General features: G+C 71.9%; 9 protein-coding genes. 5 read left to right on the forward strand and 4 right to left on the reverse strand.

Going from position 1 to position 12,972, the window contains the following annotated elements:
- Positions 1-12 precede the first annotated feature (12 nt).
- Positions 13-2,811, reverse strand: a complete 2,799-nt coding sequence (locus tag CAP_RS24665) for a DUF2169 family type VI secretion system accessory protein (RefSeq protein WP_044245222.1) — start codon at positions 2,809-2,811, stop codon at positions 13-15.
- Between the two features lie 200 nt (positions 2,812-3,011).
- On the opposite strand from CAP_RS24665, the gene CAP_RS24670 reads away from it, so the two are divergent.
- The 4 genes from CAP_RS24670 to CAP_RS24685 all read left to right on the forward strand — a co-directional run bounded on the left by CAP_RS24670 (position 3,012) and on the right by CAP_RS24685 (position 6,121).
- Positions 3,012-4,346, forward strand: a complete 1,335-nt coding sequence (locus CAP_RS24670; protein WP_044245223.1) for a serpin family protein — start codon at positions 3,012-3,014, stop codon at positions 4,344-4,346.
- A 101-nt stretch (positions 4,347-4,447) separates the two neighbouring features.
- The gene (locus CAP_RS45490; protein ID WP_052375856.1) at positions 4,448-5,386 is read left to right on the forward strand and encodes a GAF domain-containing protein; all 939 of its coding nucleotides are present in this window, start codon (positions 4,448-4,450) and stop codon (positions 5,384-5,386) included.
- A 259-nt stretch (positions 5,387-5,645) separates the two neighbouring features.
- Positions 5,646-5,843: a hypothetical protein gene (locus CAP_RS24680; RefSeq protein WP_044245225.1), complete on the forward strand. Its 198-nt coding sequence runs from the start codon at positions 5,646-5,648 to the stop codon at positions 5,841-5,843.
- Positions 5,844-5,911: 68 nt separating this feature from the next.
- Positions 5,912-6,121 (forward strand): hypothetical protein, encoded by a 210-nt coding sequence (locus CAP_RS24685; protein WP_044245226.1) that lies wholly within the window; start codon positions 5,912-5,914, stop codon positions 6,119-6,121.
- Positions 6,122-6,271: 150 nt separating this feature from the next.
- Here CAP_RS24685 and CAP_RS24690 read toward each other — a convergent pair whose 3' ends face one another.
- Both CAP_RS24690 and CAP_RS24695 read right to left on the reverse strand, forming a co-directional pair.
- Positions 6,272-6,847 carry a hypothetical protein gene (locus CAP_RS24690; RefSeq protein ID WP_044245227.1) on the reverse strand — a complete coding sequence of 192 codons (576 nt, stop codon included), beginning with the start codon at positions 6,845-6,847 and terminating at the stop codon, positions 6,272-6,274.
- A 142-nt stretch (positions 6,848-6,989) separates the two neighbouring features.
- The gene (locus tag CAP_RS24695; RefSeq protein WP_081865225.1) at positions 6,990-8,567 is read right to left on the reverse strand and encodes a lamin tail domain-containing protein; all 1,578 of its coding nucleotides are present in this window, start codon (positions 8,565-8,567) and stop codon (positions 6,990-6,992) included.
- A gap of 83 nt (positions 8,568-8,650) precedes the next feature.
- Here CAP_RS24695 and CAP_RS24700 point away from each other — a divergent pair, with 83 nt between their 5' ends.
- On the forward strand, positions 8,651-10,321 hold the full coding sequence (locus CAP_RS24700; protein ID WP_044245232.1) for a M14 family zinc carboxypeptidase: 1,671 nt from the start codon (positions 8,651-8,653) through the stop codon (positions 10,319-10,321).
- On the opposite strand, the gene CAP_RS24705 is transcribed toward CAP_RS24700, so the two are convergent.
- Positions 10,322-12,972 (reverse strand): ATP-binding protein (locus CAP_RS24705; protein WP_044245274.1); only part of this gene is annotated, 2,651 nt, incomplete at its 5' end.

Consider the following 12,972-nt stretch of genomic DNA (forward strand, 5'->3'; position numbering starts at 1 on the left):
GGCGCTTGCCCTTCAGCTCTTGCCCTTCAGGAAGAGCGGCATGCTCCGGGCGATGGCCAGCACCCGCAGCGCGGCGGAGTGCGCTTCGTTGGGATCGATCTGCAGGTGGATCTCCGCGATGAGGCGCACCTTGATCTTCGCGAACAGCGGGAGGGCGTCCGAGATGGCGTCGGGCAGGTAGGTGGGGAGCAGCTCGTCGGGGCCGAAGGGCTGGAGGATGGCCCGGATGAACCGCCCGCTGAACACCCGGCGCCGCTGGTAGTGGCGCTCCCCGGCCAGCACCCGGTCCGTCTGGGTCTCCAGGTAGCCCGCGGGGGTGGCGCGCTTGCCCGCGTTCCAGACCTCGCGGATGCGGGTGGTCAGGCTCTCGGCCACGGCGGGGGCGTTGCGCAGGTCGGCGCCTTTCTGGGCGTCCTGCGCGGCGGTGACGGCGGCCTTCAAGGTCTCGTCGGTGCCCATCAGCGGAGACACCACCGCGACGGTGGTCTTGAGCAGCTCCACCTCGTCGAAGGGGAACGTCAGCTCGCCCTCCAGCAGGCGCAGGGGCGGGGCGAACTTGCCGTGGTCGCGCACGGCGTCCGAGAGGGCTTCGCGCACCCCGAGGGCGTCGATGGCGCCGGCGCGGGAGAGCAGCTCGAACACGTCGCGGCGGTCCTCGATGTTCGCGGCGTCGCCGCCGGGGCCCGGGTCGTCGAGCTGCTTGTCGACGGGCTTCTTCGCCATCTCCTTGAGCAGCTCCCGCCACACCGTGATCTTGCGGAAGCGGGCGACGCTCGGCTGATCGAACCAGATCAGGTCGAGCACGTCGCGCGAGACGGGGGAGCTCCGCGCGGTGGCCTGGACCGCGGGCGTCTTGGTGGAGGCGGGCGCGGGCTCCTCGCGGGAGAGCGTCGGCGTGGAGCCAGCGGCCGCGTTGGAGGAGGCGAGCACCCCGCCGCCCACGCCGGCGGACGCAGCGCCCATGACGGGCGTGCGGATCAGGGGCGGGGGCGCGACGGCGGGAGAAGACGCGATCGAGGGAGGGGGCGTGACCGCAGGCGGAGCCGTGACCGCAGCGGGAGGCGCGACCACGGGCGGTGGGGCCGCTGCGCCGGAGGGCGCGGGCATGCCTGGGGGCAGGGCGCCGGGGGGCGCTGCCACGACGGCGGGTGGAGGGACGTTCGCGGCCACGCTGGGCGGTGGGGCCACCGTCGCGGGCCGCAGGGGAGGCGGGGGCGGGGGCGCGATGCTGCCTCCCGCAGAAAGCTTGTTTCCGCCTGACGAGCGCGGAGCGGGAGGGATCGCGCTCGCAGGGCCGGGAGGCACCGCCGCGACAGGGGCGACGGGCGCAGGAGGAGGAGAGAGCGCAGCGTCGGAGGAGAGCTGCCCCCCGAGCGACATGCCCATGCCGGGCGGCAGCGCGGACCCTGGGGCCGGGGTCAGGGCGGGGACCATGGTCATCGACCCGTCCGTCACCGGCATGGGTGGCTGCATGGCGAGGGAGGCGTGCTGCACCGCGGGCTGCTGCCCGGGGCTCGCGCCTGCCGGCAGGAAGGGCATGGCGGAGAGGCGCTGCGAGGGGGCAGGGACCGCGGGCGACGGCGTCGCGGGGGCCTGGCCCTGGGGCGCCTTGAAGGGGAGGATCGAGGGGCTCAACTGCCGCGCGAACGAGGCATCGCGCGTCCGGTGGCCATCGATCATGCCGCGCGTCGTGCCGCCCGTCATGGCGCCCGTCGGAGGCAGGGTGTCCTCGGGGAGGCCGGGGTCCAGCTCCTCGATGTCGTCGAGCGGGTCGTCCGTCGCGCCCTCGATGGGGATGCCGGCGTGCGCGGCCTGGCGCTGGACCTCTTGCCAGGAGATCGACTGGCCCGCGTTCTCCATGACCACCAGCACCTTCCCCGCCTCGTTCCGCTGCTGGAGGGACACCTGACCGCGCCAGGTGAGGGTGACCAGGCAGCGGTCGGTGTTGATCCAGAGCTGGTCGGGGCGCAGGCCCACCTCCTGGTAACCCTGGCCGGGGCGGTCCACGAACGCGCGCGGGTGGACCCCGGGCAGGCTGGTGACCAGGTGCGCGTGCTCCGGGTGGAGGTTGTCGAGGATGATGCGCTCGTTGTCGCGGAGGCCAGAGACCTGCTGATCGCGGGGCGCGGCGTTGAAGAACGAGGCGTCGAAGTCGGGCGGCAGGGGGTGGTGGTGCCAGTCGGCCTGCGACCAGGTGGCCGCGTGGTTGTTGAGGCGCTGGCGGCGCGTGGGCCAGGTGGGGTCGAGGGGACCGAAGCCGATGGGGTCCACGAGATCGTCGGACTCCGCGACGTTGACCCCCGGGGGCTGGAGGTTGGGGACCGGGCGCTTGCCGTAGATGTCGCGGGCAGTCGGCGGCATGCCCACGGGGTTGGAGGTCTCGGGCCCGCCCCCGGCGCGCTCCCAGAGCAGGGGCATCTTCGAGAAGCGAGGCCCGTCCTGGAGCACCCCGTCCTGCCCGAAGGTGCGGTCGGCGTGCACCTTGATGGCCTTGTCGAGGTCACCCACGATGATCCGCGCCACCAGCGAGCGCACCCGCGCCCCGCGCGCGGCGAAGGCGTGCCCCACGAGCAGCACGTCGGCCCGGGGGCGGTACGGAACGAGGTCGGTGGGCGCGTAGAGGCTCCACGAGGTGTCATCGCTCCAGTGCCGGTCGGTGACGTGGATGGGCTCCTGCTCGGGAGCCAGCCGCGACTCCATGGGCTGCAACTCGAAGGTGGCCTTGCAGACCACCGTCAGCACCCAGGTGCCAGGCCGGGATTGCCAGAGCAGCGACGCGACGGGGAGCGGCGAGAGGGAGACTGCCTCCATGGGCGCGGAGCATATACCCGCGCCAGGCGGTCCACGTGGTGACTCCTCACGACGCGCTGTGCCAGCCTGCGCCGACCCCTCTGTCTCCCCCGCCTGCGTCGGGCACCGCTCCTGCGGTCCTCCTGCGGTCCTCCTGCGGTCCCGCCGCCGACGCCGCCGCCTGATCTCCGCGCGGCACGCTCCTTGCGATTCAGGCGCCCATGTTCGCTCGCCGCACCCTTTCCTTGCTCCTGGCAGTCTCCTCCCTGGCCGCGATCGGTTGCACCAGCTCCGGAGGGCCCGAAGATCCCACCGACCCCAACGACCCTCCGGTCGAGGAGTGCTACGACGCCTCCACCCCGGGCTGCATGGTCAGCTCCGAGCTCTCGCGGGATACGAGCCCCTCGGTCGCCCAGCCCGACGTGGCAGCCGTCGCCGAGGGCAACACCCGGCTCGCCCTCGACCTCTACAAGCAGCTCCGCGCGGCTCCTGGAAACTTCTTCTACTCGCCGTACAGCATCTCCTCGGCCCTGGCGATGACGTGGGCCGGCGCGCGCACCCAGACCGAGCAGGACATGGCGGCAGCGCTGCACTTCACCCTCCCGCAGGACCGCCTCCACCCGGCGTTCAACGCGGTCGACCTGGCGCTGGAGAGCCGGGGCCAGGGGGCCGCGGGCACCGATGGTCAGGGCTTCCGGCTCAACGTCGCCAACGCGCTCTGGGGGCAGATCAACTACGCGCTGCAGGCCCCCTTCCTCGACGTGCTCGCCGAGAGCTACGGCGCGGGGATGCACGTCGTCGACTTCGCCGGCGCCCCGGCACAGTCCCTGGATCTCATCAACGGCTGGGTCTCCGACGCCACCGAGGGCAAGATCGAGAAGCTGCTCTCCCCCGAGAACATCAATCCCTCCACCAAGCTGGTCCTCACCAACGCCGTGTACTTCAACGCGGCCTGGGAGAACCCCTTCGAGGAGTCGTCGACCCAGAACGCCGCCTTCACCACGCAGGCGGGGACCGTGGTCCAGGTGCCGACGATGCGCGGCTCCGCGACCATGCCTTACGGCGAGGGCTCCGGGTACAAGGCGGTGGAGCTGCCCTACGACGGCAACGAGCTGGGGATGGTGATCATCCTGCCCGAGGACCTCGCCGACTTCGAGGAGGGCCTCGACGCTGCCCGCCTCGACGAGGTCGTCCACGGTCTGGAGCTGGCCTCCGTGGACACGTACCTCCCCAGGTTCAAGTTCAAGTCGCGGTTCGGCCTGAAGGACGCGCTCTCCAGCCTGGGCATGGGCGTCGCCTTCTCGGATGGCGCCGACTTCGACGGCATCCGCCCTGAGGGGGATCTCAGGATCTCCGACGTCATCCACGAGGCCTTCATCGGCGTGAACGAGGCAGGCACCGAGGCCGCGGCGGCGACCGCCGTGATCGTCGGGGATGGCGCGGCGCCCGAGTTCAAGGAGATCAAGCTCGACCGGCCCTTCCTCTTCCTCATCCGCGACATCGAGACCAGCACCGTCCTCTTCGTGGGCCGCGTCAGCGATCCCACCGCTCCCTGAGCCGTCCCGTCCGCTCTCTTCACGGGGGGTCCGTGTGGGCCGGGTGACGCGCTGCGCCGAACGCGCGTCGGTCATCCGCGTCTCTCTGCTAGGGTGCCCCGATGCAGATCGGCCTGGAGCTGATCTCCTTTCTCGCGCAATCCGCCTCGAACCTCGCTGCCGCCGGTGATCTCGCGTCCCTCTCGTCAGCGCTCGAGGCCCTCCTCCACGGCCTGGTGCCGGTGGAGTACGCAGGCTTCTTCCTCAACGACCCCTGCACCGGCAAGCTGTGCATGCTGGTGGCGACGGGCTTCTCCCGCGAGGAGCGCGAGGCCGCCGAGCGCACCGCCATGGACCGGCACCCCGGCTGGGTGATCCGCAACCGGCAGGTGCTCCACGTGCCCGACGTGGACCAGGACCCGGAGCACCTCACCAGCGACAGCCCGCGGTCCGTGAGGGTGCGCGCCCGCATGTTCGTCCCGGTCCTCACGGACGAGGGCTGCGTCGGCACCCTGGGCATCGCCTCGTCGCGGCCTCACGCCTTCAACGAGGCGCACCTCGAGTCGCTCCTGCTCATCGCGCGCCTCGGCGCCGTCGCCTACGTCAACATCGCCCGCTTCAAGCAGCTCGACGAGCAGCTCGCCACCATCCGCGCCCAGCAGCACGAGCTGCTCGCCCTCTCGGCCCCCGTCATCGCCCTCGACGCCGACCTGCTCCTCGTGCCCATCACCGGCCGCCTCGACCCGGAGCGGGCCTCCCGCCTCACCGAGCGCCTCCTCGCCGAGGTGACCGCGCGCGGGGCCCAGGGCGTGGTCCTGGATCTGACCGGCCTCGGCTCCCTCGATGCGGAGGCCATCGCTTCCCTCGCGCGCATCGCCGCCGCCACGTCGCTGCTGGGCAGCCGGTGCGTCGTCTGCGGCATGTCACCCGCCCTCGCGCGCGATGCGGTCGCCCTGCTCGGCAGCGAGCACCGCCTCCGCGCGACCCGCACCTTGCGCGAAGCCCTCTCCCTGCTCGCCGCACCCCCGGCGCTGAGCCTCACCACCGCACCCCGGCGCTGAGCCTCACCACCGCACCCCGGCGCTGAGCCTCACCACCGCACCCCGGCGCTGAGTCTCACCACCGCACCCCGGCGCTGCACCTCGCCGCTTCCGGCGCCGAGGAATTCCACGCTGCACGTTGTTGGCCCATTGTAATGGGCTGACCTACCGTTCTCACCACGAGCCAGGCCGGCGCGCGCGCCCCGTCCCGATCTCCACGGGACACCCCTTCTTTTGCGCTGCCGTGGGCATTGCTGGATCTCGTGGGGAGACGAAGACCATGACCAAGAACATCATGCTTGCGGCCTGCGCACTGGTCGCCCTCGGCACCACCGCATGCTCCACCTACAGCACGGCAGTCACCTCGGTGCAGGGGAAGGCCTTCGTGAAGGGCAGCGGCATCTTCGACCAGACGATGTTCCTCTGCGACGCCACGTCCGGGAAGCCGGTGTGCAAGGAGCTGGAAGAGCAGGAGTGACGATCGCGAGGCGCTGAGACGCCTCGGCGCGATCGTGAATGAACTCGAGACTCAGGAGGAATTACGTCATGAAGTCCATCGGTGTGCTTCTGCTCAGCGCTGTCAGCATTGCGATGCTCTCTGGCTGCTCGTTCATCACCTCGGGCCAGCCGAGCACCCCCACCGTGACCGGCGAAGCCTGGTACACGAAGACCCGCTTCTTCATCATCCCGTACGCCAACGAGATCTATTACTGCGACGGGCAGAGCAACGTCTGCAAGCTGGCAGCGATGCCGTGAACCGGTGAGAGCTGCGTGATCGCGGCTCTTCTGCTCATCATCGGTTCCCGGATCGGTGCCGAAGAGGCTGCGTCTCGACGCGGCCTCTTCGCGTTTTGTCCGAGGGGCGCGGGCGCGGGCGCGGACGCGGGCGCGCCGCTGCGCGGTGCCTCAAAACTGGAGGGCAACGTGGGCGCCGAGGGCCACCCATTGCACGGGGGGCACGTCCACGCCCGCCTCGTTCTCTCCCAGTATCAGGGAATCGTAGCCCACGTGGACCCCGAGGTTCAGCAGCGGGATGTAGCGGAATTCCAGCGCCAGGCCGCCGCCGAGGGTCGGTCCGAAGTAATCGTCGCCGGGGGTGGACATGTACCCGAGCCCCACGCGCGCGTAGACGGCCGGGGAGATGTCCTTGTCGAGGGCCACCCGACCGCCCACGAAGGCCCGGCCGAGGCCCGCGGTCCCTTCGCGCGCGGACTCCAGGTGCGCCCCGGTGTACACCGCCAGCTCGTCGACCGGGAAGGCCTGGTAACCGCCGCCGATCTCCGGGGTGATCTCGATCGGCCCCACCCCGAGCGCGATCCCGAACCTCCCCAGGAAGCCATACCCCACCGAGAGATCGTCCGAGCTGTCCCCGACCGGGATGGCCAGGTCTGCTTCGGCACCGATGACGATGTCCGCGCTGGCCACCGAGGTGACCAGCATCAGGGCGACAGCGAGCGGGGTGGCGAGGGCGACACGGGGCATGGAGGTCTCCACGGGAGGCCCACCCGGTGTGAGGTGGGCAGCTTTCCCGGTTAGATGCACGATGCCCCCCGGGGAGACCGCGAAATGTGCACGAGGACGGTCACGGGCCCCGTCCCGCGCAGCGGGAGCCGGATTTGCGGGATCAGAAGGTCGAGCCGCCGGCCCGCTTCCCCGGGGACGAGGCGCTGACGTTCAGGGTCGTGTGCAGCACGAACGTGCCTCCCTGGGTGGCGTCCGGGCTGCGGTTCATCGACACGCCGTCCGTGCTCGCCAGCGACGAGGGGTAGGTGGTGCTGTCGACCACTGCGGCCCCTCCGTCCCGCAGGATCACGGTGTCGCCGCCGTTGGCGAGCCCCAGCGTGCCCGTGGACGCGCCCACCGCCGAAGGTGTCCCGGCCGGGATGCCCGAGGCGCTGCCGAACACCACCACCGCGGCTCCCGGAGCGAGCGTCGTCCCGGCGGCGAAGGTGTGCCGGGTGCTGGAGCTATCGGAGACCGTCCACCCCCCGAGGGCTACCGAGCCCGACCCGGCATTGACGATCTCCACGAACTCGCCGGCCGTGTCGCTCCCGGACTCATTCGCCAGGACCTCGTTGATGAACACCGCGGCCGCGCCTCCCGAGCCGCCGCCCGCGCCGCCCGCGCCGCCCGAGCCTCCCGAGCCTCCCGAGCCGCCGCTGCCGCCGCCTCCGCCGCTGCTGCTGGCGCTGGTGGTGGCGCTGGTGCTGACGGCGCTGGTGGTGCTGCTCGTGCTGCCAGGGATGTCGTCTCCGGGGATCAGGAAGTCGCGGATGACGCCCATGTGCTGCATGCCGGTCGCGCCGCTGTCCGAGGTGAGGGCAGGGCTGATCGCCGAGATGGGGGAGAACACCCGGGTGTCGAGGACGAGGCCATTCGCGAAGGTGCTCGACCCGAGGGTGACCGCCGTCTTGTAGGCCGAAAGGTCGGTGTCGACGAGGACCCAGTCGTACGGCTCGGAGCGGTTCCGGTTGGTGTTGGTGTTGCCGTTCTTGTCGGCAGGGAACGAGCCGCTGGTGACGACCACCTGCCCGAGCTTCGAGATGCAGGCCTCGGTCCGGCTCCCGGTGTTGAGGTCGCCGCCGATCACCAGGTAATCGCCCGTGGGCACGTATTGCTTGATGTAGTTCACAAGCTGCTGCGCCTCGGTGGAGCGCTCTCCCGAACTGGTGGTGAGCAGGTGCACGCTCACGGCCCACAGGTCCTTCGAGCCGGGGATGTCGATGCGCGCCCACGCGAAGTCGCGGTTGGAGACGGCGCTGTCGTTCCACTCCCCCGACTGGACGATGGGGTAGCGGCTGATGATGCCGTTCGGGATCTGGGCGCTTCCCTCGCGGTAGTAGGAGAACTGGGGACCGAAGGCCTCGTCGACGAAATCGCGGATGTCGGCCGTCGAATCGTCGCCGTAGTTCAGCTCCTGGATCATCACGATGTCAGGATCGCTGCCCTGGAAGATGCGCATGGCGTGGCCAGGGTCGTAGCTCTGGCCAGTGCCGCTGGTGAGGTTCGCCGCCATCAGGCGGAGCCGCAGCGGGGATGCCAGCGATGCCAGGGGCGCTTCGGCGGACAGCACCTCGTCGGCGATGTCTTCTTCCTCCGGCGCGCAGCCCACGCCGCCGAGCGCGAGGCCTGCGGGTATCAGCGCGAAGATCGCGGAGACCAGCAGGAGCGGCAAGCGACGGGGCATCGAACGTTCAACCATGAGAGCCTCCAGGTCGTTTCGGGAGCCGAATCCGACCACATCACGCCAGGCCGAGGCGAAAAAAGTGGCATGATGCGCGCCCCATGGCCAACCACGACGAGGCTCTCCGCACCCGCGCCGAGCGCACCGATTACCGCGAGACTTCCACCCACGATGATGTCCTTCGCTTCATTGACGCTCTCGCGAGCCGCACCGATCGCGTGCGCCGCGTCAACATCGGCAAGAGCGGCGAGGGCCAGGACATCGCGGCGCTCATCGTCAGCGATGGGCACTGCTTCACGCCGGAGGAGGCGCGCCGTCAGGGCCGGCTCGTGGTCATGATCGAGGCGAACATCCACGCCGGCGAGGTGGAGGGGAAGGAGAGCGTGCTCGCCCTCGTCCGTGACCTCACCCTGGGTGACCGGCACCGCCGCCTGCTCTCGCGCCTGTGCATCGTCGTGGTGCCGGACTTCAACCCCGACGGGAACGACCGCATCAGCCGCGACAACCGCCGGCTCGACCTCGCCAACCTCGAAGGCCAGGTCAACCCGGAGGGGGGCGTGGGCACCCGCTACACGGGCGAGGGCTGGAACCTGAACCGCGACAACGTGAAGCAGGAGGCCATCGAGACCCGCAACCTCGCCCGCTTTCACCAGGCGTGGTGGCCCGAGGTGTTCATCGACTGCCACACCACCGACGGCAGCCTCCACAGCTACGATCTCACCTTCGACACCTCCCACAGCAACCAGCGCCTCTTCCGGGGGCTGCTCGGCACCTCCCGCCGCCTTCTCGAGGACGTGGCCGCGAAGGTCTCGTCCCGCCACGGCTTCCGCAGCCAGTGGTATGGCAACTTCGTCCAGGAGGACGACCCCTCGACGGGGTGGCAGACCTACCCCGCGCTCCCCCGCTTCGGCAGCCACTACCGGGGCCTCCTCGGCCGCGTCGACGTGCTGCTCGAGACCTACAGCTACATCAGCTTCCCGCGCCGCTGCGCCGTCATCTACGCCTGGCTCCTGGAGCTGCTCCGCTACTGCGCCAGGCACCGCCGCCGCATCGCCCGCGCCACCGCGGCCGAGGAGGCGCGGATCATCGCCCGCGGCGAGCGCCTCGATCTCCGGCCCCAGGTCGGCATCGATTACGGGGTCGCCGGCCGCGACGCCGCGGGAGAGCTGCGCTTCTCCTATCCGGCGCACGCCCGCCGTGGCGAGACCATCGCCATCCACTCCTTCGACCGGGAGAGCCTCGGCGCCCGCAGCTACCCCGGCCAGAAGGCGGTCACCTACCACGTGCCGCACCTCCGGACCTTCATCCCGAGGACCAGCGTCAGCACCCCGCTCGCGTACCTCGCGCCCCCGGAGCTGGCCCAGGCCCTGGAAGGTCACGGCATCGCCTTCGAGCGCCTCGACGAGGACTCCGCGTACGACGTCGAGAGCTACCTCGTCCTCGCCCAGGACAAGACCTTCAGCCCCGATGTTGCGGCCCTGGTGCCTCCCCCCGGCCAGGCGGAGATTCCCCTGAGCGCCTCGCCGCCGCCTCGCCGCTTCGAGACGGTGGTCACGGTGCGGCCCGAGCGCCGCACCGTTTCATTCCCCAAGGGGACGCTGCTCGTCCGCACGGCCCAGCGCGCGGGGACCCTGGCCGTCTACCTCCTCGAACCGTGCTCGGACGATGGGTTCACCCGCTGGGAGCTGCTCGATGCGCTGATCAAGGTCGGGTCGCTCCACCCCGTCCACCGCCTCCTCGCCGAGCAAGCCGTGCGCCCTCGCCCCGAGTGATCACTCGGCCGCGGCAGGCGTCTCTTCCGAGGCCGGGCCCGCGAGCAGCGCGGCGTGGTCGGGGACCCGGGTGAGGAACTGCGCCCGCCGCGCCGGATCGCGGATGCTCTCGGCGCGCGTGTAGAGCCGCTCCCGCGCCGCCTCCAGGGCCTCTTCGGCCTCCCTCGTGCGCCCTGCGGCCGCCAGCGCCTCGGCGTGCACCAGCCCCACCAGCGCCTCTCCTTCCTCCAGCGATCCCAGCGCGGTGAGCAGCGCGCTTCCCTCCTCGGCAGGCCCCAGCGCCTCCTGGGTGCGCCCCTGGGCGAGGAGGGAGCGCGAGAGCAGCGCGAAGGCCGCGGCGCGCACCGGAGGCGCCACCTCCAGGAGGGCGGCAGCCACCCGCGCCTCGCGCTCGGCGCCCTCCACATCCCCCGAGGCGAGCGCGATGCGCGCCAGGTACGTGCGGGCGATGCCCTCCAGCCGCTGGCTGCCCTGCTCGCTGAGGGCGGCGATCGCGGTCTCCACCAGCGACCGCGCCTCGTCGAGCCTCCCCACCTGGGCCAGCACGTAGCCCAGGTTCTCCTGCACCGTCGGCACGATCTGGTGGAGCCCCATCTGCTCGGCGTCCTCCAGCGCCCGCCGCAGCGACGCCTCGGCCCCCACAGGGTCGCCCAGCTCCGTGAGCAGGTAGCCGATGTTGCTCCGCGTCGAGCAGGCGTACCGGCGGTCCCCCGCCAGCTCGAACGCCTTGAGGGCCGCCTGGAACATCTCCAGGCTCGCCGCCGGGTCTCCGTTGCTCGCCGCCCGCAGCGCCTCGCTCTCGGAGAGGAGCGCCCGCGCCTGGTCGTCCACGTCCGGCGTCCGCCGCGCGAGCTGCTGGGCGCGCAAGAGCAGCTCCTCGGCGGCGGCCGAGCAGCCCACCTGCGCGAGCGTCGCCGCCGAGCTGGCCAGGTAGACGAGCAGCGCGCTCTCCGCGTCCGTCGCCGGCTCGGCGCTGCACGCGAGCCCCACCCACTCTTCCATCCTGTCCACCGCGCCGAGCTGCTGGGCGGCGAGGCTCGCCTCCCGGAGCGCCCGGTACCACCCCGACGTCCCCGGGCGGAGGAGCCTCGCCACCTCGCCCGCGCGCGTCTCGGCCCGGGTCAGCTCTCCGCGCCACAGGTGCGCCTCCACCTCGACGAGGCGCAGCGCGCCCAGCTCGCCCCCCGAGGCCCCGCACGCGACGCCCCGCTCCGCGCGCTGGAGCGCCGCCGTGAGGTCGTTGCCCTGGAGCGCCTCCTCGGCGGCGCGCCGGTACCAGCGTCCCGCCCGCCCTGGCTCCTCTCCGCGCTCGAAGTGCCCTGCCAGCGCCAGGGCGTCGCCGTGCCCGGCGCGCTCCAGCCAGTCACCGGCGAGCCGATGCCCGATGGCCCGGTCGGTCTCCGTCAGCATCCCGTAGGCTGCTTCGCGCACCAGGGCGTGCCGGAACTCGTACTCCGACCCGTGGCGGTCCGCGTCGGCGCGCCGCAGCAGCACCTCGCCCACCACCAGGTCCTCCAGCCGGTGCCCCGCCGAGGTGCCTCCGAGGAGCGCCTCCACCCCTGCCTGCGAGAACGCTCCCCCGAACACGCTCGCCGCCCGCAGCACGCGCCGCGCCTCCTGATCCAGCGCTTCGAGCCGCGCCTGCGCCATCGCCAGCACCGTCTCCGGCGCGTTGTTGCCGCGGCCCTCGGCCACGGCCCGGATCAGCTCCTCCAGGTAGAACGTGTTTCCCCCGGCGCGCGCCACGAGGTCCCTGAGCTGCTCCTCGGAGACCATGTCGCCGAGCACGTCGCGCGCCAGCCGCTCCGCCCCGCGGCGCGGGAGTTCGCCGAGCCGGATCACGTGCACCGGCAGGTCCTCCCACAGGGAGGGGAACAGCCCGTGCACTTCGGGGCGCGCCAGGGCCAGCACGAACAGCGGCAGGTCGCGGAGGTTGCGCAGCGCCGTTCCCACGAAGGTGATGCTCGGCAGATCCCCCCACTGGAGATCCTCGAACACCAGGACCACGGGCTGCGCCTCGCAGGCCGCGCGGAGGAGGTCCTCGGCCGCGCGCCGGATCTGATCGCCCATCAGCCGCGGGTCGCGCCGCGCCGCCCGGAGCTGCGGGGGCTCGTCTCGCCCGGGCAGCGCCGCTCCCGTGAGCTCGCCGAGGAAGATGGCCGTCCGTTCGGCGTCGGGCAGCTCCGCCGTCCGCGCCTGGATCCGCCGCCACGACACTTCGGGCGCCTCGTCGGCCGACAGCCCGAGGGCGTGGCGCACGGCCCGCGCGAGGACCCCGAACGCGGCCCCCGCGCTCAGGGGTTCCCCCCGCCCGATCCACACCTCGACGGGTTCTCCCCGCGCGCGCAGCCGGCGCACCAGCTCCTGGCGCAGGCGCGACTTGCCGAGCCCCGGCGGCGCGGTCACCAGCACGGCCGACGCGCTCGACTCCTCCACGCAGGGCGTGAACGCGGCCTCCAGCAGGCCGAGCTCCCGCGACCTCCCCACGCACGGCGTCGGTCGTCCCAGGAGGAGCGGCGGCGGATCGTCGTTCCGTTCGCCCCGCAGCGCGTACCCCTCGGTCAGCGGCCGCAAGTCGAAGCGAGGGCCGAGCAGCCGCGCCGTCACCTCGTCGACCAGCACCGCGCCTCCTCCGCCCGCCGCTGCGCCTC

The sequence above is a fragment of the Chondromyces apiculatus DSM 436 genome (assembly GCF_000601485.1).
Taxonomy (GTDB): domain Bacteria; phylum Myxococcota_A; class Polyangia; order Polyangiales; family Polyangiaceae; genus Chondromyces; species Chondromyces apiculatus.